Genomic DNA, 22140 nt, shown 5'->3' on the forward strand with positions numbered 1-22140 from the left:
GCGGCTACCGGGTTAAAAGGGGGAATGGATGACCAAAGGGATGAAGTTGTCGCTCGCGCTCGTGCGCTCGACATCGGTGCTCGGTATCGCAGCCGGGCTTGTGATGGCAACCGCCGTCAACGCTCAAACAGCGCCGGTCGACCCGCAGCAGGGTACGCCGCAGGCAGATACCGCGAGCCCGTCGACGGTGCCCGGAGAGGCAAGTCCGACCAACGCCGTGCCCGACAGCGATCCGAACGAAATCGTCGTTACCGGCGTCCGCGCTTCGCTTGAGCGGTCGATTGCGATCAAGCGCGATTCATTCGGTGTCGTCGACGCGATCAGCGCGGAGGACATCGGCAAGTTCGCCAACACCAATCTCGCGGAGTCGCTGCAGCGCATTACCGGCGTGTCGATCGATCGCCGGAACGGCGAAGGCTCCACCGTCACGGTTCGCGGCTTCGGCGCGCAGTACAACCTCGTCACGCTTAACGGGCGTCAGCTCGCGACATCGAACATCGTCGCGGTGGGCGGTGATCAGGGCGGCGACGGCGCTGGCGGCTTTGGTCGTTCGTTCGACTTCTCCAACCTCGCTTCCGAAGGCGTGAAGACGCTGGAGGTCTACAAGACCGGCCGCGCTGCAATCCCCTCGGGTGGCATTGGCGCGGCCGTCAACGTCGTCAGCCGTCGTCCGCTCGACTCCAAGGACACGGGCCTGCTCGGCTCGCTCGGCGTCAAGGGCAGCTACGATAACAGCTCGTCCGACTGCTTCGACTGTGGTGCGCGGGTAACCCCCGAAGTGTCGGGTACCGCCAGCTGGAGCGATCCCAATCAACGCTTCGGCGTGTCGCTGTTCGGCAGCTACCAGAAGCGTAACTTCAGCTTCTCCAGCGTCGCACCCGACAACTGGAACATCCGGTCGCTGACCGATTTCCTGAATCCCGGCAACGGCTTCGTCAACGCGCAGACGGTGATCAACAACCGTCCGACCAATAGCAATGTCCTGGTCTCCGTGCCGAACGACTCGCGCTATCACTTCTCCGAGGCGAGCCGCGAGCGCATCAACGGGTCGGGCGTCATTCAATTCCGCCCCACCGACACGCTGACCTTCACCGCGGACGGCCTCTACGCGCAGTTGCGTCAGTCCGAGCGTCGCTCGACCCAGTCCAACTGGTTCAACCGCCCGTTCGGCGTGGTTACGTTCGACGACGCGAGCAACGGCATTGCGACGACGAGCTTCCTGTCCGAATCGATCAACGGCGTGAAGGACGAGGCGTTCGAGCAGGCGTATCGCGCGCAGAAGAACAAGTTGTACGATTTCGGCGGCAACATCGAATGGAAGCCGACCGACCGCTTCTCGCTGGCGATCGACGGCCACATCGGTCGCGCGGACAGCTCGCCTGACAATCCCAATGGCCAGACGTCGACCACGGTCGCCTTCAACGCGCCGGTTGTCGCCGCGCATTCGCTGACGCTGGGCAAGAATGGCTTCCCGCAGCAGACGATCGCGATCAACGACGGTTCGGTCAGCACGACGCCTAACGGCCAGCCCTTCATCAAGGGCAACGGCAACGGCGTGATCGACCTCGGCGATCTGTCGAGCGCGGTGCAGCGGCAGTTCGCGTCCAACCAGACGCAGCGGGTCAAGGAACTGCGCGCCGACGCCGGATGGGCGTTGAACGATCAGCTCCGGCTCGACGCCGGTGCCGATTACCGGACCACGAATACGCGCCAGACGCAGTACAACACGCGCCAGGTGCTGGGTGACTGGGGCAATTCGCTGCCGCCAGACGTCGCGCGTCTTGCTCCCGGTCAGGTGTTCCAGTTCTGCAACGTGTGCAAATTCGAGCACAACGACGGAAATCCTGACGCCAACACGCTGGTGGCATTCCGCACGCAGGACGCGACGAAGCTCTACAATACGCTGCACGACTATTATCTCGGCGTGACGAACGACGGCGTGAACCACGCCGACAACATCGACGCGAACGACGACAATCGCGTCCGCGAGAATATCTGGTCGGGCTATGTCCAGGGATCCTGGAACGGCAAGCTGTTCGATCACAACGCACAGCTGGTTGGCGGCGTTCGGTACGAGAACACCAAGGTGCGGGCGGTATCGCTCCAGCCAGTGCCGACCGCGGTCGTCTGGACGGCCGACAACGACTTCTTCGTGTTGAACACCGCGGATCGGCAGACGCTGTCGTCGCGTGGCGGTTACAGCAACTGGCTGCCCTCGGTGGATGCCAAGTTCGAGGTGGTCAATAACCTCTTCGCCCGCGCTTCGTACAGCAAGACGATTTCGCGTGCTGGTTACGGCGACCTGTTCGCGTCGACCAACGTAAGCGGTCCGGGCCGCCCGACGGCGATCGGTGGCATTGCCACCGGCACGGCGCACAACACCGATCTCGATCCGCTGTCGTCGGACAACATCGACGTCTCGCTCGAATGGTATCCGCGCAAGGACGTCTTCCTGTCGGCGGGCTTCTTTAACAAGAAGGTCCATAACTTCATCGGTCAGACGGTGGTCAACCGCAACCTGTTCGGTCTGCGCGATCCTACTTCGGGCACCGCCGGAACGCGCTCGGGTACCGCACGTCAGCAACTCGCCGGCACGTTCAACGCCGATATCACCGACGTGAACCTGTTCACCTACACAGCGCTGCTGCAACAGAACGCGGGCAACGTCGCGACGACGAACGCCCAGTTCGCGGCCAACTACAACACGCAGAGCCGCGCGTTGAACCAGGGGTTCGTCGATCAGATCCTCGGCCAGTACGATATCACCGCCAATGCGCAGGATCCGCTGTTCAACTTCGCGGTGAACACGCCGATCAACAACCAGGACGCGCATATCTACGGCGTCGAGCTCGCGGGGCAGTATTTCCTCGGGGATACGGGCTTCGGCGTGGCAGCGAGCTATACGCTGGTCCGTGGCAACATCGGCATCGACATCGCGGCCGATCCGAGCGTGAACACGTTCGCGCTGGTCGGTCTGTCGGATACCGCCAACGCCACGCTGATCTACGACAAGAACGGTATCTCGGCGCGCATGTCGTACAACTGGCGCGACAAGTTCCTCAGCGGCATCAACCGCGGCGGGGATCGCAATCCGGTGTTCACCGCGCCCTACGGTCAGCTCGATCTTTCGGTGAACTTCGACCTCACCTCCCGGTTTGCGCTCGGGTTCGAGGCGATCAACATCACCGAGGAGGGCGTGCGCTCCTACGGCCGCGACAAGAGCAACATCTGGTACCTGTCGGAAGGGTCCGCAAGGTATCTGGTCGGTGCGCGATACCGCTTCTGACCCAGCGGCGAGAAGGCCGCTGACGACAGCGGCCTTCCTCGTCTAGGATGATCTGATGGCCTCTCCGGTATTGCTTAACAATGTCGACCACCGCGACCTGCGTGTCGCGGTCGGTCATCACGCGCGCTACGGCGATGCGATCAACCAGACGCGCGTCTTCCCGGCCGAGTTCGAGGAACTGCAGCGCGATTATGCGATCCTGCTGCGGCGCGACGAGCATGGCGTCCTCTTCGCGACGGTCCTGCTGGGGCTCGATCCGGACGAGAACCTGTTTCTCGACGGTGAACGGTGGGACGCGCGGTATGTGCCGGCGGCACGGGCACGCGGTCCCTTCTCGATCGGTGTGGATGCCAGTGGCGAGCCGATGATCCAAGTCGACCCCGGCCATCCGCGTATCGTCGACAATGGCGAGCCGGTGTTCCGCGACCTCGGCGGTAACGCGCCGTTGCTCGATCACGTCTCGGCGATGCTGCAACGGATCTATGTCGGTCTGGAGACCGAAAAGGCGATGTTCGACGCGTTTGCCGCCGCCGACCTGCTCGAACCCGCCACACTGCAACTCGACCTCGCCGATGGGCGGCGGTACGATATTCCCGATCGGTTCACCATCGATGCGGGGCGGCTCGCTGCGCTCGACGGCGAACCCCTGGCACGGCTCCACCGCGACGACTTTTTGCGACCCGCGTTGTGGATCGCGTCGTCGCTCGGCAACCTTCGATACCTGATCGATCGGAAGCTGCGGAAAGAACTCAATGGCTGAGAGCTTCCGCGTATCGCGAAAGGTGCGCGAGATTGATCATACCGGGGTGTTCGATCTGGAGGGGTTGATAGCGAGCGACGATCCAGTGATCCTCCGCGGGCTTGCCGCCGACTGGCCGCTGGTTCAGGCCGGACGCAGGTCGCCGCAAGAAGCTGCCGCGTATCTGCGCCGGTTCGACGTCGGCCGTCCCGTCACTGGCTATGTCGGCGATCCCGCGATCAAAGGGCGCTTCCACTATGACGAGACCGCCACCGCGATGAACTTTGCGGCCGAGCGGATCGCGCTGGGCGACTTTCTCGATTCCGTGCTTGGCCATCTCGGCGATGCGGAAGCGCCGGCATATTATCTCGGCTCGACCGATCTCGACACCTATCTTCCCGGCTTTCGCGCCGAGAACGATCTGACGCCGACCGGGGACGTCTTCGCTCGTCACGCGCCGCTTGCCAGCATCTGGATCGGCAACCGCACGATCGCATCCGCGCATCATGACATGTCGAACAACGCGGCGGTCTGCGCGGTTGGACGCCGACGCTTCACGCTGTTTCCACCGGACCAGGTCGCCAACCTCTATCCGGGGCCTCTCGCGCCGACGCCGGGCGGCCAAGTGGTGAGCATGGTCGATTTCGCCGCGCCGGACCTCGATGCGTACCCCCGCTTCGCCGCCGCGGTTGCCGCTGGATCGGTGGCCGATCTGGAGGCAGGCGATGTTCTCGTCTATCCGGCCATGTGGTGGCATCACGTCGAGGCGCTCGACGACTTCAACGTGCTGGTAAACTATTGGTGGAACGCGGCGCCTGCCTTCATGGACACGCCGATGGATACGATGCTGCACGCGCTGCTCAGCCTGCGCGACCGGCCCGCGCAGGAAAAGCGCGCGTGGCGTGCGATGTTCGATCATTATGTGTTCGGCGATGCGGAGGCGGTCGCGGCGCATCTGCCACCGCCGGCACGCGGACCGCTCGCACCGCTCGACGAGTCTGGCGCCCGTCAGTTGCGCGCCTATCTGCTGCACCGGCTGAACCGATGAACGATACGTCCGAACGTCCGCGCACCCGCGTAATAGTCGCTGGCGGTGGCACCGCCGGCTGGATCGCCGCCGCGGCGATCGTGCGCCAGCTCGGCCCGCTGGTCGATGTGACTCTCGTCGAATCGGACGAGATCGGCACCGTCGGCGTCGGCGAATCCACCATTCCGACCGTGCGGGGTTTTCATGCCTTTCTCGGCATCGACGAGGCCGCGTTCATGCAGGCCACGCAGGCGACCTTCAAGCTCGGCATCGCGTTCGAGAACTGGCGCACAGTCGGCGACCGCTATTTTCATCCGTTCGGCAGCGTCGGCCGGTCGGTGGCGATCGCCGATTTCCAGCATTTCTGGCTTGAGGCACGCGCCCGCGGGTTCGGTGGCGCGTACGGTGACTATTCGCTCGAACAGCAGGCAGCCGGCGCCGGCCTTTTCGGTCACGACGAGCAGCATTCGCTGGCCTACGCCTATCATCTCGACGCGACCGCCTATGCGCGGTTCCTCCGAACGTTGGCAGAGCCTTGGGGCGTGCGGCGCGTCGAGGGACGCATCGAGCGAGTCGAACGTAACGGCGAGGGGGGCGATATCGCAGCGCTCGTCCTGGCATCGGGCGAACGGATCGGGGGCGACCTTTTCATCGATTGCACCGGCTTTCGCGCGCTCCTGACCGAAGGCGCGCTGGGGACCGGCTTTGAGGATTGGTCGGAATGGCTCGCGACCGATCGGGCGCTCGCGGTGCAGACGGAGTCGGTCGCGCCGCCGGTGCCGTACACGCGCGCGATCGCGCACGGTGCCGGCTGGCGCTGGCAAATTCCGCTCCAGACGCGGACCGGTAACGGTCTGGTCTATTCCAGCCGGCACATGAGTGACGACGAAGCGCACGCGACGTTGATCGACGCTCTGGACGGCCGCCCGCTGTTCGAACCGCGACCGTTGCGCTTCCGCTCGGGGATGCGACGCCAAGCCTGGAACCGGAATTGCGTCGCGCTGGGTCTGGCCGCGGGTTTCATCGAACCGCTCGAATCGACCAGCATCCATCTGATCATGAATGCGGTGATCCGCCTGATCCAGCTATTCCCGTTTCAGGGTGATGATCATGTGGCGCTGGCCTCGCGGTTCAATGCGCAGTCGCGCCACGAGTGGGAGCATGTGCGCGACTTCATCATCCTGCATTACCACGCCACCCAACGTGACGATTCATCGTTCTGGCGGGACTGCGCGCGCATGACGATTCCTGATAGCCTCACCGAGCGGATCGAACTTTTCTTGAAGACCGCTGGCGCCTGGCAGGGACAGGACGACCTTTTCAGGATCGATTCCTGGGTTTCGGTCATGCTCGGGCAAGGCATCGTGCCGCGCGCACATCATCGTATCGCGAGCATCATCAACGGGCAGGAGTTGCAAGCCTCGTTCGACGATCTTTCCAGGGGAATAGCGCAAACGGTCCGGACGCTACCGCGACATCAGGATTTCCTCGCCCGCTATTGCCCTGCTCGCGGCTAATTCTTGGCGTAGCCGCTCGGTTTTAGACGATCAGGGTACAAGAGCAGTGCCCATGATGTGTAAGCGGCATTCTTACTGAAAGCGTGTCCAGATCTACAAAGGGCCATGCTGTGGTCGCAGCAGCCTGCGCCAGATCGTAACCGGCCCGCGACCCCCATCGCGAACGTGCTCCTTGGCCAGCTGGACTATTGTCTACACGAGAAGCAGCATGGATCTAGCACGCCTCCAAAAGCTGCTCGAATGGTCGGGTCATATGACAGCCGACGTCGCCGCCACCTTCTTTCAGCGGTAGAACGTCTGCTCCGAGATCCCCATCCGCCGGATGAATTCGACCACCGGCGTACCGGTTTCCGCCTGCTTCAGCGCGAAGGCAATCTGCTCGTCTGTGTACCTAGATTTTCATTTTCAGTTCCTCGCCCGAGGGCTTCGCGAGGCCGGAAAACTCTCTCTTAAAATAGACCAAAAAACAGGAAAACGTCACTTGGTCCCCGCTATAATAGGCGATGAACCACAAAAAAAGGTGGCAATTCACTACCACACATACGTACTAATCAATTATCGGTCGGCTTCTACTTCTTCGATTTCATTCTATAAGATCCTGAAAGCCGGAAGAAATAACAGGGATCGTTCCGAGACTGCCATGAGAGCGTGTGATGGGTAGTTTGCGCTAATCCGCCAGTCCGTCCTGTAATTTTAACTCGTCGCCGAAGGTATTCGGATTTGTGGTGATGATGTGGGTGCGCTTCCCGCTATCGCCCCGTTACGTCGAGGATCTGCTATTCGAACACAGGATCGAGAACCGCCACGAAACAATATGCGTATGGTGGAACCGGTTCTGCACGATGTTGGCCGGTGACATCCGCCGCCAGCGGCCCGGTGCGGAGAAACGGCGTGGTTCGGCGCAAATCGTCACCAGATGCCCGTCGCGCAGCACGCAGTCGATGCCCTCTTGCACTGCATCGACCCAGCGTTCCACTTGCTCATGACGATTTCCAGATCGGGACATCCCGCGAGGAAGTCGGGGAGTCCCGGCACTAGGAATGCCGGGCGATCGTCCCCTCAATCTCGTGCCGGCGAGTATCGCTGCCGTGGCTCTGTGGCATTGATTTCGATCCTGAAGCGCGACGATCAACAAAACGTCTTATGCACTATGTTTCATATCGATAGATTACTTTGCAGCATGAGCTCGACGGAGATCCATAAAGCCGACTGAATTTAATCAGTATCCACTATTATACAAAAAGCAGACGCGTCCTATAAAGTTAGAGCTACTGATTTAGGTAAATATGGAAACTGTCAGTTTACGAGCTGTTGACTCTTCCCGAGACTGAGACCAGAAAATCGGACCATAGATCGAGTATGCGTACCGAGTATAAAAGATATTGCAGATAATTTCTGCGGGACGTCTGGCGGGGGGCAGTATGTCGATTGGCGGGGTGTGCTTTAAGCGTTTGACTCTGTGCGCAAGTCTTCTTGCATCCGGTGCGATGGCGCAGGTGCCGACGCGCGAACAACTTCAACCCAAGCCGGCTACGATACAGCCGCCGCGCTCCGTGCAGGTTGATACGTCGGGCGCGTTCGAACGTGGCCCGTGTCCGTTGCCCGAGGATCTGCGGGTCCGCATTCGCTCGATCACGTTTGCGGCGCCTAGCGGCGCCGCGTTGCCCGAGACGATCGCATCGCTGCTCGGCGAAATCACGCCATCGGGCGACGATCAACCGATCGCGGCGGTGTGCGATCTTCGCGATCGGGCCAATGCCATCCTGCGCCACGATGCCCCCCAGAGCGCAACGCCAATGTATAGCGCCAACGCGATCATAGTCATTGTTTGATGCGAGTAGCAAGCATAGGCCTGCCTATCTTGTCATGGGAGAAGTCCGCTGAGTACGAGCTACGATGACGTCGCTTATCCCTCGGGCCTGTTCAAGATGACGCATCCCGATAGGATTGGGATGCTTGGCCGGTTACATGGATTGGCGGCCACACCGATGCATTCCGCACGCGTCCTCGAAATCGGATGTGGCGAGGCGTATAATCTCATGGCCTTGGCGGCGGCCTATCCCAGCGCGCAACTACATGGATTCGATCTGGCCGAGACTGCGATAGCCATCGGCAAGACTCGATCGGAGGCAGCGGGAATCGCCAATATATTATTGTGGACGGGGGATATTATTACCGAGCTGGAGCGTATCGCGCCGGGCAGCTACGACTATGTTATAGCGCACGGCGTCTATGCTTGGGTGCCAGAGGCGGTGCGCGATGCGGTCATGGCGCTGGCCGCGCACGCCCTCGCGCCACACGGCATCGCCTATGTTAGCTACAACGCCTTGCCCGGCGGGTACTTCCGGATGGTGATCCGCGACCTGCTGCTGCACGAGCTCGACGGCATCACCGATATCGCCGAGCGGATGGCGACGGCGCGCCACGTACTGGAGGAGCTGGCCAAAAGCGATCCCCGGCGCGGCGTGACGATCGATGCGCTGCGAAGCATGGCCGAATCGCTGCTGGAGAAAAACGAGGTCGTGCTGTTCCATGACGAGTTGGGAGAAATCTATGCGCCGCAGTCGCTGACCGACGTCGCCGCGACCGCCGCGCGCGCGGGACTGCGGTATCTGACCGACACGGATTATGCCAAGATCTACGAGGCGTTCCTTCAGGACGGCGACGAGGGGGGCGCCGATCCGGGCGAAACCGACCGTATCCTGTTACGCCGCGCACAAAGCCGGAATTACCGCAACACCGCCTTCTTCCATTGCTCGCTGTTCGTCCGTGACGACGCCCCGGTGAAGCGGGCGCTGGATCTCGCCGGTTTTGACGCGCTGCTGGTGTCCACCACGCTTCGCTACGACGCGGAAAAAGACGAGTTCACCGACGGTGATGAGCGGACCGTGAAATTCTCCGATGACGCTATGACCGCTGCATTCCACAGGATCGTCGCGGCGCAGCCCGGACGTATACCGCTGAGCGAGATCATCGAACTGGATGATTGGCGTGATGCTTTCCTGAAGATGCTGGCGGCATCGCTCATCGACCTGCATTCGGGGCCTGCGCCGTTCGTCGCGACGGTCGGCGACCGACCGGAGACGAGCCGCTTCGCGCGTTTTGCGATCGGCGAAGGCTCGGCGAAGCTGCCACGGCTGGACCATGCGGACGTGAAGGTCGAGCGGGATGATCTGCGCGCGCTGCTCGTGGCCGCCAATGGGGAGCGGACCATCACCGAGATCGCCCGCGCGGTCGACGGCGTCTTCCCCGCGGACGAGGTCGAGGCCGCGCTGAACGCGGCGGCGGCGATCGGATTGATGCGGCGGTGATGCTGGGTAGCCGGCCTGCGTGGTCGGGTGCGACGATCGTATTCGGCGTGCAGACGGTTCGCCGGCACCGATCCGTGAGGCAGCCGGCCGTCGCATCGGCCCGTAGCCCAAACCTAGGTAGAAGGCCCGCATGCGCTTAGCTACGGCCGATTCACCCCGCTCGCCCAGTCCGGATTGTCTGCCGCCTCTGCGGGACGAGTAAGACCGGTCGCAATCTCGTTCACATAGGTCTCGGGACAGAATGCTCGACTCATTGGAGCAGTTTCGAGACTCGCGCAGTTTCTTCGCCCTAGTCGACCCCAGACAGCATACTAGCTATCCGAAACTCATTCTCGGGGAGAAAATTAGAGATATGGGCGCAACCAACGCAGCAATTTCATCAGAAATCCGCAAAAACTGCGGTTGGTGACCCCTACGGGAATCGAACCCGTGCTTCAGCCGTGAAAGGGCCGCGTCCTAACCGCTAGACGAAGGGGCCTGCGTGGTTGGAGGCGCCTAAAAGGAAGCCGCCGATGCGTCAACCCCTCAATCGGCCCAGGCAGCGTCTTCGACGTGCAATTCGGCTGACGGGCGCGATGACCAGTCGTCGATCTTCGCGCGGCCGGCCAGCCACAGCTTGCGGTGGGGGGCGGCGCCCAGCAGCGCCTGACCTAGCGCGCTCTCGGCTGAGCGGAAGGCCATCACTTTGATACTACGGCCGTCGTCACCCGCGACGATCGTGCGGACGTGGCCGTTGCCGACGATATCCGCCTTGATGACGCGGACCGGGCCCATCGCCACGCGCGGCGCTGGCCAGCCCATGCCGTAGGGACCGCCGGCTTCCATTGATTCGACGAGGCCGGGGTTGACGCCGCCAGCCGCGAGGACCGCGTCGAGCAGGAGCGCGCGGTCGCCGTTCGAGCGTTCGACGGCGGCGGCGAGGCGTTCTTCGAGGAAGTCGGTGAAGGCGGGAATTGCTGCCTCGCTGATCGTCAGGCCGGCGGCCATCGCGTGGCCTCCGCCCGCGATCAGCAGGCCGTGTTCGCGGGCGGCCATCACCGCTGCGCCTAGGTCTACGCCGGGGATCGAGCGGCCGGAGCCCTTGCCGATACCGTTTTCGTCGATCGCGATGACGATCGCAGGTCGGCCGAGCTTTTCCTTGAGGCGGCCGGCGACGATGCCGATCACGCCGGGATGCCAGCCATGGCCAGCGACCACGGCGACCGCGCGATCGCGGCTGGAGAGGAGGTCAGCGGCTTCCTGTACGACGGTTTCGATCGCGCGGCGTTCTTCGTTGAGGCGGTCGAGTTCGGTAGCGATCTGGCGGGCTTCGTCCGCGTCCTGGGTGGTGAGCAGGCGGACGCCGAGGTCTGCACGACCGACGCGGCCGCCGGCGTTGATGCGCGGGCCGAGCGCGAAGCCGAGGTCGGTGCAGGTCGGGTTGCGCGTCAGGCGTGACGCCTCGATCAGCGCGGCGACGCCGATGTTCTTGCGCGCGCCCATGACCTTGAGACCCTGCGACACGAACGCGCGGTTAAGGCCGCGGAGTTGCGCGACGTCGGCGACGGTGCCTAGCGCGACGATGTCTAGCAGGTCGATGAGTTTCGGCTCGGCGCGGTCCTTGAAGAACCCGCGGGTGCGGAGCGTGCGGACGAGGGCAGCGGCGGCCAGAAAGCACATGCCGACCGCGGCGAGATGGCCATGCGCGGCGCCTTCGGTCTCGTCGAGGCGGTTGGGGTTTACCAGCGCGAGCGCGTGCGGGAGCGCGGTCGAGCATTTGTGGTGGTCGATGACGATCACGTCGACCTTCGCGTCGCGGGCGGCGTCGAGCGCGTCGAACGCCTGCGCGCCGCAATCGACCGTGACGATCAGCGTGGCGCCTTCGCCGGCGAGGCGGACGAGCGCTTCGCCCGAGGGGCCGTAGCCTTCGAGCAGACGGTCGGGGATGTAGGGGCGGGCTTCGATGCCGAGATCGCGCAGCACGAGCACCATCAGCGCGGCGGAGGTGGCGCCGTCGACGTCGTAGTCGCCGAAGATCGCGACCTGTTCGCCGGCTTGCACGGCATCGGCGAGGCGCTCGGCGGCGCGGTCCATGTCGCGGAAGATCGACGGGTCGGGCATGAACGCGCGGATCGACGGCGTGCGGTGCGCGTCGAGCGCGTCGCGGGGGCAGCCTCGGGCGAGCAGGAGTTGGGTGACGAGGTCGTCGCCCGAACCGCCCCCGAAGCCGTCACTCCCGAAACCGTCCCGGCCGTCTGCGGCGAGTGCGCGCCAGCGCCAGGGTTGGCCGAGGATGGACGAGGTTACGCCGAGAACTGTCATGCCTTGGACCTAGTGGCTCTGGGGGGATTGTCGAGCGGGGAGGGGCCGCGCGGTTAGAGCGATCTCCCAACCGCGTGCACCAATTGCGTCATGTTCTCCCGCGAAGGCGGGAGCCCAGTCTGGGTCCCCGCCTTCGCGGGGAAACAATGAGGAGGGGGCGCCCCCTCCGCCCTTGGTGCTGCGTAGCGACCGAGTAGCTTTGTAGAAGCGTATCGATGGCGCGTATCGAAGCAGGGTTCCGCGCGCCAACCTGTCCTTCGATACGCTGTCTCGATACGCTGCTGACGCAGCTACTCGGCGGCTACTCAAGGCGAACGGGGAGGGCGCGCGACTGTGGCTCGGCAACGGGGGCGGGCAGGCGAGGTAATGCTCTGCTCAAGCCCCTCACTTGATCCACGGACGCTCGCGAAACCACTTCGTCACGATATACTTCACGCCCTCCACCACCGGCATGCCCTCGTGCAAAGTCAGCCCGTTCGGCGTCCCGTCCGGGTTCATGTTGTTCCACGCGAGCAGCATGCCGCGCTTCGGCGCGATCTTCACGCCGGCCTGCGGGAACCAGGTCGCGCCGCCTTCGGGGACGTCGTTGAGAAACACCATTGCGGTCCAGGTGCGCTGGCCGCCCTGCTCCTGCATCTTCGCCCAATAGCTTTCGGATTCGTGGAAATAGTCGTGGTGCGCGCGGAATTGCTGGCCGGGGGCATAGCGCTGGCCCTGCATCGTCTCGCCGTGAAGCAGGTCGATACCCAGTAACGTCGCGATCGCCTCGTCGGTCGGTTGCACCTCGGGCGACCAGCGATCCATGTCGCAGCTTTCGCTGGTCCGGAAATTGCTGTTTGGGCGATCCGAGAGCAGGGTCGACGGCCGCCGCTTCGAATCGATGACGGCGATTAACCGCTTGCAAGTGGCGGGATCGAGGAACTTGTCCTGGTAATAGAACTGCACCGTATCCATCGCGATGCGCTGCACCGCCGGATTGGCGTCGAGGCGCGCGGCGACCTGCGATCCGAAGGCTTGGCGAAGTGCCGCGGCCGGATCGACCTTCTTGGCTTTTGAAAAGATACCCACGTCGCAGGATTTGGCGAACTCGCCCCGAAAGGCAAGAGGGGTAAACGCAAGAGCCCCGCGGCGATCTGGACCGCCGCGGGGCTCTCCCCTGTTACTGCGTGACAGTAGGCCGGAGCCTACCAGAAGATGTCGTACACCGTGTCGACCACGCGGCCGCTGTCGAGATCGACCAGCAACGCGTCGTTGTAATAGCGCACCCAGCGGTACGGCCCGTAGGCTTCGGGCAGGCGGTAGGTGTACGGGTCCTGGATCCAGTAATTCTGGTTGTAGAGGATGCTGTTCAGCGAAAAACCGACACCGAAGCGACGATAGCCCGACCCCCAGCCGCTCGGCGCATAGTAGCGTGGCAGGCGGTATGCGCCGCGATTGGATGCGCGGTAATTGCTCCAGGCATAGCGGTTGTCGTTGCGCCAGCCACGGTTCCACGCGCCGCCCTGGTTGTAATGGCCCTGGTTGTAGCCGCTGCGACCATAGCCCTGGACGTTGCCATAGGCGCGGTTGGGCTGGCGGTTCTGGTAGCCGACGCGGTTTCCGTTGCGCCAATCGCCGCGGTTGTCGCCCCGGTTGTCATTGCGCCCGTCGTTACGCCAATCGCCGCGTCCACCATTGCGGTCGAACTGGCCGCGATCCGCTTGCTGGTTACCGCGATCGAAACCGGGCCGTCCCTGGTCGCGGTTCCAGTCGGGGCGGTTCTGGCCGGCCTGCGGGTCGGGACGGTTCTGGCCGTTCCAGCCTTGGCCAGCGCCGCGCTGGCCGTTCCAAGCCTGACGGTCGCCACGTTGCCCGTCGCGCTGCCCGTTCCAGTCGGGACGGCCTTGACCATCGGGTCGGTCGCCGCGGACTTGCGGTTGCGTGCCAAGATCGGCGCGTTGCGGGCGCTGGCCCTGATCGGGCGCGGCGGGGCGGTCGGGGCGCTGCTGCTGGAAAGATTGCCCGTCTGGACGTGGGCCCCGATCGCCACGATCCTGACGCTGGCCGCGATCGGGGCGCTGGCCACGGTCACCGGGGTCCTGGTCGACCTGTTGCGCGGTCGCGGTTGTTGCCATCATGGTTGCCGGCACCAACGCGGAAGCCGCCATCAAGAGTTTGAGAAACTTGCCCGTCATCGCCGTCGTCCTCGACTGCCGGCGCACGAGCCGGCTCCTATGATGTGTCGGGCCTAGTCGATCTCGTGTGTGGAGAGGCTGAATGGGTTCGTCAGCGATCAGACAGGTTTAGGTCGGATACGTCGCTACGTCTCTGAAGCATCCACCCCGGCGAAGGCCGGGGCCCAATTGGGGGCGGAGAATAACGCGGCGCGCGACCAATCACCTTGGACGTTCCAAATGGGCCCCGGCCTCCGCCGGGGTGGTGGAAACCGCCGACGTGTTCATCGCGAACCTTGTCCTCCCGCGAAGGCGGGAGTCCAGACTGGACTCCCGCCTTCGCGGGAGGACATGCTTGGCACTGAAGCGCGCGCTACCGCGCCGGCGGCGGCACTAGCGCGGGCACCAATCGCGCGGAGTCCGCGGGATCTATCCCCGGGCGCGGTCCGGCCGGAATAACTTCTTCCCCCCGCGTCGCTCGCCCGGCGCGTTGGATCGCCTCCACCACCCGCGGATACACCCCGCACCGGCACAAGTTGGTGATCTGCTCGCGGATCAGCGCTTCGCTCGGATCTGCATTGCGCTTCAGCAACGCCGCGGCGGCGATGATCATCCCCGAAATGCAAAATCCGCACTGCGGCACCGCCTCGGCAATGAAGGCCAGTTGCACCGGGTGATTGCGTTCACGCGACAGCCCCTCGATCGTCGTGACGTAAGCACCCTCGATCGAGCCGATCGGCACGCGACAGCTCCGCATCGCACGCCCGTCGATATCGACCGTGCACGCGCCGCAGTGCCCGGTGCCGCAGCCGTATTTCGTCCCGGTCAGGTTCGACGCATCGCGCAAAGCCCATAGCAACGGCGTATCGTTGTCGAGTTTGTATTCGATCGGCTCGTTGTTGACGGTGAAGCGGCTCATGCCGCCATCCTAGCCCGCTGGGACGGATCGCACCACGCGGCATTGCCACGCGCCACCGCCAGCGCTTATGTCCTAGGTTAATAATACCGCGAGAGGGCGCAATACAGATGCACGTCGATACCAAATCCACCGCCGCGGCCGGAGGCGATGCCAGCCACGGCTACGACGCGCCCGATCTGCGCGTGTTCGTGTTCGCGCTGTTCTTCATCTTCGGCGGCATCACCTCGCTGAACGACATCATCATCCCCAAGATGAAGGAGCTCTTCACGCTCGACCACGCGACCGCGATGCTGGTCCAGTCGGCATTCTTCCTCGCCTATGCGCTGTTCTCGATCCCCGCCGCCGCGATCGTCCGGAAAGCCGGCTACATGCGGACCGCGTCGATCGGCCTCGTGACGATGACCGCGGGCTGCCTGTTGTTCATCCCCGCCGCAGGGCAGGCGAGCTTCGGCATGTTCCTATTCGCGCTGTTCGTGCTCGGCGCCGGCATCACCGTCGTGCAGGTGGTCGCCAACCCGCTGATCTCGGCGCTCGGCCACCCCAAGTCCGCCTCGAGCCGGCTGACCTTCGCGCAGGCGTTCAACTCGCTCGGCACCACCATCTTCCCGTATGTCGGCTCCGCGCTGATCCTCGGCGGGCTGGCGACGGTCGACTCCTCGAAGCTCACCGGCGCCGCGCTCGACGCGTACCGGACCGAGTCGTCGCGGGCCGTCGTGCACACCTATATCGGCCTCGCGATCGCGCTGCTGATCGTCGCTGCGGTCGTGTGGACCCGTCGCAACCGGCTCAACGAGGAGCAGGACCAGACCGGCAGCATCTTCCATGCATTCACGCTGCTCAAGCGCCCGCGCTTCGCGATGGGGACGGCGTGCATCTTCCTATACGTCGGCGCCGAAGTCGCGGTCGGCTCGCTGATCGTCAATTACCTGATGCAGCCGAGCGTGATGGGCCTGAGCGATGTCGCGGCGGGCAAGCACGTGCCGTTCTACTGGGGCGGCGCGCTGGTCGGCCGGTTCATCGGCGCCTACGTGCTGAACAAGGTGTCGCCGGGCAAGGTGCTCGCGGGCGTCGCGACGGGCACGCTGGCGCTGATCCTGATCTCGGCGAACACGGAGGGCGCTTTGTCGGGTTGGGCGTTGCTCGCGATCGGCCTGATGAACGCGGTGATGTTCCCGACGATCTTCTCGCTCGCCTCCGAGGGTCTCGGCAAGCGTGCGGCGGAAGGGTCGGGCGTAATCGCCACGGCGATCGTCGGCGGCGCGATCGTCCCGTATCTGACGGGGATGCTGGCGGACAAGTCGGGCAGCTTGCACTTCGCGCTGCTGCTCCCGGCGATCTGCTATGCGCTGATCCTGGCTTATGGGTTGTATGCTCGGAAGCCGGTGGCCGAGGTGGTGGCCTAACCCACTCCGTCATCCTGGGCTTGACCCAGGATCCAGAGCCACGGCGGATGACGCTGGTGGCTCTGGATCCTGACTTTCGTCAGGATGACGACAGGGGCAGCATCGGCGCCGCCCGTCCGGTTGCCAGATCCGCATCCGAAAACCGGATCGGCGTACGCAGCCCCGGGACCAGAGACCCATCCGGCCGCGCGACGTCGATCGCCATCCCCCGCGCGACGACTTGCGGATCGTCGAACGCCTGCGCGACGGTGTTGATCGGCCCGGCCGGCACCCCGACCGCCTCCAGCCGCGCCAGCAACGCCAGCTTAGGCACCAGAGACGTCGTCGCCTCGATCCCCTCAAACAACACGTCCTTGAACGCCAGCCGCCCGGCATTGGTCGCGAACCGCGGATCGTCGCGCATCTCGGGCAAGCCCATCGCGTCGCAGAACCGCCGGAACTGCCCGTCATTCCCGACCGCCAGGATGAACCACCCATCGGCGCACGGAAACACCGCATAGGGACACACGTTCATATGCGCATTCCCGACCCGCGTCGGCGACACGCCGCTCGCAAACCAGTTCATCGCCTGGTTGGCGAGCACCCCCGTCATCGTATCGAGCAGCGCCATGTCGATCTGCTGACCCAGGCCGGTCCGCTCGCGCATCGCCAGCGCCGCCTGGATCGCGATCACGGAATACAGCCCAGTCATGATGTCGGCGAATGCAACGCCGATCTTCTGCGGCGCGCCATCGGGCTCGCCGGTCAGGTCCATGATTCCGCTCATGCCCTGGACGATGAAGTCGTAGCCCGCGCGCGGCGCATAGGGGCCGTCCTGCCCGAACCCGGTGATCGAGCAATACACCAAGCGTGGGTTAATCGAGGCCAGCGTGGCGTAGTCGAGCCCGTATTTGACGAGCCCACCGACCTTGAAGTTCTCGATCACGACATCGGTATCGACAATCAGGTCGCGGACGATCGCTTGGCCCTCGGGGGTGGTGAAGTCGGCGACGACCGACCGCTTCCCGCGGTTGGCGGCATGGAAATACGCAGCGTCGCGCGTGCCGTCGGGGTTGTCGATGAACGGCGGCCCCCAGGTTCGCGTGTCGTCACCGGCCGGGCTCTCGATCTTGACCACGTCCGCGCCAAGATCGGCGAGGACCTGTCCCGCCCAAGGCCCTGCAAGAATCCGAGCGAGTTCGACAACCTTCAGGCCGGTGAGGGGCGAAGGTTTGCCCTCTACGCTCACAGCACTACCCCGGCGGAGGCCGGGGCCCAATTGGAAAGGTTGGAGTAACAACGCACAGCATCTGCCAAGGCTTGTCCCCCAATTGGGCCCCGGCCTTCGCCGGGGTGGTGTGACGATCTTCGCGCAGCCTTCAAAACGCAGCAATACCCGTGATCGCGCGCCCGAGGATCAGCGCATGCACGTCATGCGCGCCCTCGTACGTGTTGACCGTCTCCAGGTTCATCAGGTGACGCATCACCTGATATTCCCCCGAAATCCCGTTGCCGCCGTGCATGTCGCGAGACATCCGCGCGATATCGAGCGCCTTGCCGACGTTGTTGCGCTTGACGATCGACACCATTTCCGGCGCGAACCTGCCCTCGTCCATCAGCCGCCCGACGCGCAACGACGCCTGCAACCCGAGCGCGATCTCGGTCTCCATGTCCGCCAGCTTCTTCTGGAAAAGCTGCCGCCCGGCCAGCGGCGTGCCGAACTGGTTGCGATCCAGCCCGTATTGCCGCGCCGCATGGAAACAGAACTCGGCCGCGCCCAAAGCCCCCCAGGAAATCCCGTACCGCGCACGATTGAGGCAGCCGAACGGCCCCTTCAATCCCTGCACGTCGGGCAGTAGCGCGTCGTCGCCGACCTCGACCTCGTCCATCATCACCATGCCGGTGATCGACGCGCGCAGCGACAGCTTGCCCTCGATCTTGGGCGTCTCCAGCCCCTTCATCCCGCGCTCCAGGATAAAGCCGCGGATGCCACCACCATGGTCGTCGGACTTCGCCCAGATCACGAACACGTCCGCGATCGGCGAGTTCGAGATCCACGTCTTCGCGCCCGAGATCACATAGCCGTTCGCGGTCTTCTTCGCGCGCGTCGTCATCCCGCCAGGATCCGACCCCGCATCGGGCTCGGTCAGCCCGAAACAGCCGATCCACTCGCCGGTCGCGAGTTTCGGGAGGTATTTGCGCTTCTGCTCTTCGGACCCGAATGCATTGATCGGATACATCACGAGGCTCGACTGCACCGACATCATCGAGCGATAGCCCGAGTCGATTCGCTCCACCTCGCGCGCAACCAGCCCGTAGGCGACGTACGACGCACCCACGCCGCCATATTCCTCGGGGATGGTCGGCCCGAGCAGCCCCAGCGCGCCCATCTCGCGAAAAATCGCGGGATCGGTATGCTCGTGCTGGAACGCATCGATGATCCGCGGCGCGAGCTTGTCGTCGGCATAGGCCTTCGCGCTGTCGCGGATCATCCGCTCGTCCTCGCTCAACTGATCGTCGAGCAGGAACGGATCCGCCCAGTCGAACTTGCCCATCCCGGCCATATGAATCTCCTTCGTTGACCGCCGACTTCGTGGTTCGGCCAGCGAAAGTCCACCCCTGTCGAGACGTTTACGCGTCGATCAGCGTCAGTACCGCGATCGTCACATGCTCGCGGTCGTCGATCGTCTCGATGCGGTCGACCACCAGATCGGCGACGATATGCCCACGCATCGCGAACTCCGCTCCGGGCAACGCGTCGATCCAGTCTCGAAGACCGGGTACGGGCATCGCCGCGATCGTCAGCCGGTGCAGCGTGCCGACGAAGGTCGCGCTTGCCCACGGCGTGCACGCGATCGACTCTACATGCATTGTAAGGTCCGCCGCCCCCGCATGGCTGCGAAGCGCGCGGATCAGCAGCGTGCCCGCGTCGGGGCCACGGATCGCGTCCATCCTCACGACCCGTGCCGTTCTATGAAGGTTTCGATCCGCGCCACCATCGGCGCGCGCGGCTGGCGACCGAGTCGGAGATCGTGGACCAGCCGCGGATCGCCGACCGCCAACCGGCCAAACTTGGAAGTCGGCATGCCGGTCTGCCGCAGATATCGGTCGATCTTGATGAGAACGGACATGGTCGCTCCTTCCTGTTCCTGGCCCCGAATCCCTGGCCCGGGTCCCTGCCTATGTTCTTGATCTGTTCCGGCAAATCCTACTTGTCTAGGAAAATTCCTACGCTACGGTTCGGGCGTGGCTAGAACCGTGTCCGATCCCGATCCAAGAACCGCGCTGGCAACGCTGGCAGCGGCGCGTGGCGACAGTCTGGCGGCATTGTCGGCGATGCTGGGGCGCAACGCGGCGTATCTTCAGCAATATGTCCGACGTGGATCGCCGCGGGTGCTCGGCGAACGCGACCGCCGATTGCTGTCGGAATATCTGGGAGTGAGCGAGGCAAGGCTGGGCGCACCCGCCGACCGGCCGGCAGGGTTCCGCATCCGCAAGCTCGACGTCGCGGCGTCGGCGGGGCCGGGCTCGCTGGTCGATGGCGAGATCGTGCTCGGCACCGACACGCTAGACCTCGGCCTCGCGCGGAAACTCGGGCTAAGGGACGGGCAGGCGGCGATCATCCGTGTGCGCGGCAGTTCGATGGAGCCGGGACTGTTCGACGGCGATCACATCGTGGTCGATACCGCCGACCGTACACCGCGTGCAAAGGGGGGTGTGTACGTCATCCGGATCGACGACGCGGTGATGGTGAAGCGGGTTGCCCTTATACGGGGAGCGCTGGTTGCGACGAGCGATAATCCGGACGCGGCGGTTGTGCCGGACGGAGGGATAGCCGTTATCGGCCGCGTAGTCTGGCAAATGCGCGAGCCGCGATAGCAGGCTAGCGTTCAATGCTTGAATCCTCCCCCGCAAGGGGGAGGTGTCGCCGAAGGTGACGGAGGGGGAGGACACGATACGATGGTCATCGCCGCCGCCCCCTCCGTCAGGCTGACGCCTGCCACCTCCCCCTGGCGGGGGAGGATCGACGTGCTATCGATCCGCCGTTTACCGCCCCTGAAGCTTGCTCAGGATAGTCATCGACTGTTCCGAGCCCGACTGCGGGACGATCTCGCCCGCACGGTCGATGATTGCGTCCCAATGTGCGGCGACACCCTCGACCGACAGGTCGTCGCCGGTCAGCAGCTTGCCCTGCGTGAGCGTGACGTACGCCGCCTGGAACACGCCCGCGCCTGCGCCGACGATCATGTTGGTCGGCGCGTCCTCCGATACGAGAAACACAGCGGCGGGCGCAACCTTGTCGGGGGAGAAGGCCTTGAACGCTTCCTCGGGGAAGATGTCCTGCGTCATGCGCGTGCCCGCAGTCGGGGCGATCGTGTTGACCTTGATGTTGTTCTTCGCGCCTTCGATCGCGAGCGTCTTGGTCAGGCCGGCGAGACCGAGCTTCGCTGCGCCGTAATTCGCCTGGCCGAAATTGCCGTAGAGGCCGGTCGATGACGCGGTCATCAGGATTCGGCCATAGTTCTGGCTGCGCATCGTGTCCCACACCGCCTTGGTGGCGTTGGCCGAGCCGTTCAAATGGACGTCGACGACGAACTTGAAGTCGGCGGGCTCCATCTTGGCGAAGCTCTTGTCGCGCAGCACGCCGGCGTTGTTGATGAGGATATGGACGCCGCCCCATTTCTCGGAAGCGCGGGCGACCATCTCGACCATCTGGTCGTAATCTGTGACGCTGCCGCCGTTCGACATCGCCTCGCCGCCGGCCGCTTCGATTTCCTCGACGACTTTCAGCGCGGCGTCGGAATGGCCGGTGCCGTCGCGCGAGGCGCCGAGATCGTTGACGACCACTTTCGCACCACGGCGGGCGAGTTCGAGCGCATATTCACGGCCGAGGCCGCCGCCTGCGCCGGTGACGATCGCAACGCGGCCTTCAAAGCTGATAGACATGGAAAAGGCGCTCCTCTCTTATCGTTGGAGCGCCTTTCCTAGAACGTAAAGCTGGCCGTGCAAGCGGCAGATCGGTCCGCCGCCTGCAGTGATGTCAGTTACTTACCGCCGCGGTTACGGCAGCCGTCCTTGACCGTCTTCGAGCACACGGGATAATCGGCCGGTGCTGGCGTCGGAGGCGTCACGGTTGGCTGACCGAAGGTCACGCGACCCGAGGGTGCGCCTGCCATTGGTGCGCCGGCCATCGGCGCGGGGTTTGCTGCGGGGTCAGCGGGCGCCATGGCCGGATCGGCCGGTGCTGGCATCGCCTGGTCTGCCGGTGCGGCCTGGTCAGCGGGCGGCGCCTGCATGGCGGGATCGGCCGGCGCAGTCTGCGCGGCAGGGTCTGCCGGGGGCGTCGTCTGGGCGATCACGGGCGTCGCAAGAAGAGCGGCAGCGGCGAGAAGAATGGACTTCATACGAATCTCCTAAATGGGTGCACCATTTTGGTAGCGCGACGTCTGAACGCACTAAGTCGCGCTTGGGTCCTTCGTTTCGCATCCGATTCCATTCGCCCCA

Annotated in this window: 19 protein-coding genes, 1 tRNA gene and 1 pseudogene; 8 read left to right on the forward strand and 13 right to left on the reverse strand. The window is 64.2% G+C overall.

What is annotated here, in order from left to right; genetic code table 11:
* The first annotated feature begins 28 nt into the window (after positions 1-28).
* Genes O6W96_RS15595 through O6W96_RS15610 form a run of 4 tightly spaced genes read left to right on the forward strand, consistent with a single transcriptional unit; the run spans position 29 to position 6569 of the window.
* The gene (locus O6W96_RS15595; protein WP_353470416.1) at positions 29-3286 is read left to right on the forward strand and encodes a TonB-dependent receptor; all 3258 of its coding nucleotides are present in this window, start codon (positions 29-31) and stop codon (positions 3284-3286) included.
* 55 nt (positions 3287-3341) lie between these two features.
* Entirely contained in the window at positions 3342-4046 is a 705-nt protein-coding gene (locus O6W96_RS15600) for a SapC family protein (RefSeq protein WP_353470417.1), read from the forward strand.
* Positions 4039-5073, forward strand: coding sequence for a cupin-like domain-containing protein (locus O6W96_RS15605; RefSeq protein ID WP_353470418.1), 1035 nt, complete (start codon positions 4039-4041; stop codon positions 5071-5073). Before O6W96_RS15600 ends, O6W96_RS15605 begins: the two co-directional genes overlap by 8 nt.
* Positions 5070-6569 (forward strand): tryptophan halogenase family protein, encoded by a 1500-nt coding sequence (locus O6W96_RS15610; protein ID WP_353470419.1) that lies wholly within the window; start codon positions 5070-5072, stop codon positions 6567-6569. The genes O6W96_RS15605 and O6W96_RS15610 overlap by 4 nt, the downstream gene beginning before the upstream one ends.
* Before the next feature lie 288 nt (positions 6570-6857).
* Here the strand turns inward: O6W96_RS15610 and O6W96_RS15615 are convergent.
* Positions 6858-6968, reverse strand: a pseudogene (locus tag O6W96_RS15615) (transposase); the annotation flags it as partial.
* Positions 6969-7329: 361 nt separating this feature from the next.
* Positions 7330-7545: a hypothetical protein gene (locus O6W96_RS15620; RefSeq protein WP_353470420.1), complete on the reverse strand. Its 216-nt coding sequence runs from the start codon at positions 7543-7545 to the stop codon at positions 7330-7332.
* Positions 7546-7990: 445 nt separating this feature from the next.
* Here O6W96_RS15620 and O6W96_RS15625 point away from each other — a divergent pair, with 445 nt between their 5' ends.
* Both O6W96_RS15625 and O6W96_RS15630 read left to right on the forward strand, forming a co-directional pair.
* The gene (locus tag O6W96_RS15625) at positions 7991-8401 is read left to right on the forward strand and encodes a hypothetical protein (protein ID WP_353470421.1); all 411 of its coding nucleotides are present in this window, start codon (positions 7991-7993) and stop codon (positions 8399-8401) included.
* 156 nt (positions 8402-8557) lie between these two features.
* The gene (locus tag O6W96_RS15630; RefSeq protein ID WP_353470422.1) at positions 8558-9880 is read left to right on the forward strand and encodes a class I SAM-dependent methyltransferase; all 1323 of its coding nucleotides are present in this window, start codon (positions 8558-8560) and stop codon (positions 9878-9880) included.
* Between the two features lie 403 nt (positions 9881-10283).
* Here the strand turns inward: O6W96_RS15630 and O6W96_RS15635 are convergent.
* The 5 genes from O6W96_RS15635 to O6W96_RS15655 all read right to left on the reverse strand — a co-directional run bounded on the left by O6W96_RS15635 (position 10284) and on the right by O6W96_RS15655 (position 15253).
* A tRNA-Glu gene (locus O6W96_RS15635) sits at positions 10284-10358 on the reverse strand.
* A gap of 47 nt (positions 10359-10405) precedes the next feature.
* Complete coding sequence (gene recJ, locus O6W96_RS15640; RefSeq protein ID WP_353470423.1) at positions 10406-12181, reverse strand: single-stranded-DNA-specific exonuclease RecJ; 1776 nt, start codon at positions 12179-12181, stop codon at positions 10406-10408.
* A gap of 384 nt (positions 12182-12565) precedes the next feature.
* Positions 12566-13249, reverse strand: coding sequence for a prolyl hydroxylase family protein (locus tag O6W96_RS15645; protein WP_353470424.1), 684 nt, complete (start codon positions 13247-13249; stop codon positions 12566-12568).
* Positions 13250-13365: 116 nt separating this feature from the next.
* Positions 13366-14355: an RcnB family protein gene (locus tag O6W96_RS15650; protein WP_353470425.1), complete on the reverse strand. Its 990-nt coding sequence runs from the start codon at positions 14353-14355 to the stop codon at positions 13366-13368.
* A 352-nt stretch (positions 14356-14707) separates the two neighbouring features.
* Entirely contained in the window at positions 14708-15253 is a 546-nt protein-coding gene (locus O6W96_RS15655; protein WP_353470426.1) for a (2Fe-2S)-binding protein, read from the reverse strand.
* A gap of 107 nt (positions 15254-15360) precedes the next feature.
* On the opposite strand from O6W96_RS15655, the gene O6W96_RS15660 reads away from it, so the two are divergent.
* On the forward strand, positions 15361-16656 hold the full coding sequence (locus tag O6W96_RS15660) for a sugar MFS transporter (protein WP_353470427.1): 1296 nt from the start codon (positions 15361-15363) through the stop codon (positions 16654-16656).
* Between the two features lie 79 nt (positions 16657-16735).
* Here O6W96_RS15660 and O6W96_RS15665 read toward each other — a convergent pair whose 3' ends face one another.
* From O6W96_RS15665 to O6W96_RS15680, 4 genes are all read right to left on the reverse strand, one after another.
* Positions 16736-17884 (reverse strand): CaiB/BaiF CoA transferase family protein, encoded by a 1149-nt coding sequence (locus tag O6W96_RS15665; RefSeq protein ID WP_353470428.1) that lies wholly within the window; start codon positions 17882-17884, stop codon positions 16736-16738.
* Between the two features lie 130 nt (positions 17885-18014).
* Positions 18015-19199, reverse strand: coding sequence for an acyl-CoA dehydrogenase (locus O6W96_RS15670; protein WP_353470429.1), 1185 nt, complete (start codon positions 19197-19199; stop codon positions 18015-18017).
* Between the two features lie 67 nt (positions 19200-19266).
* Positions 19267-19587, reverse strand: coding sequence for a hypothetical protein (locus tag O6W96_RS15675; RefSeq protein WP_353470430.1), 321 nt, complete (start codon positions 19585-19587; stop codon positions 19267-19269).
* Positions 19588-19589: 2 nt separating this feature from the next.
* Complete coding sequence (locus O6W96_RS15680) at positions 19590-19766, reverse strand: hypothetical protein (protein WP_165895153.1); 177 nt, start codon at positions 19764-19766, stop codon at positions 19590-19592.
* A 115-nt stretch (positions 19767-19881) separates the two neighbouring features.
* On the opposite strand from O6W96_RS15680, the gene O6W96_RS15685 reads away from it, so the two are divergent.
* Positions 19882-20514, forward strand: a complete 633-nt coding sequence (locus tag O6W96_RS15685; RefSeq protein WP_353470431.1) for a S24 family peptidase — start codon at positions 19882-19884, stop codon at positions 20512-20514.
* A 168-nt stretch (positions 20515-20682) separates the two neighbouring features.
* Here O6W96_RS15685 and O6W96_RS15690 read toward each other — a convergent pair whose 3' ends face one another.
* Positions 20683-21582: an SDR family NAD(P)-dependent oxidoreductase gene (locus O6W96_RS15690; RefSeq protein WP_353470432.1), complete on the reverse strand. Its 900-nt coding sequence runs from the start codon at positions 21580-21582 to the stop codon at positions 20683-20685.
* A 98-nt stretch (positions 21583-21680) separates the two neighbouring features.
* Positions 21681-22040, reverse strand: coding sequence for a hypothetical protein (locus tag O6W96_RS15695; RefSeq protein WP_353470433.1), 360 nt, complete (start codon positions 22038-22040; stop codon positions 21681-21683).
* Between the last annotated feature and the right edge of the window lie 100 nt (positions 22041-22140).

It is taken from the genome of Sphingomonas faeni (assembly GCF_040407495.1).
In the GTDB taxonomy this organism is placed as follows: Bacteria; Pseudomonadota; Alphaproteobacteria; order Sphingomonadales; family Sphingomonadaceae; genus Sphingomonas; species Sphingomonas faeni_D.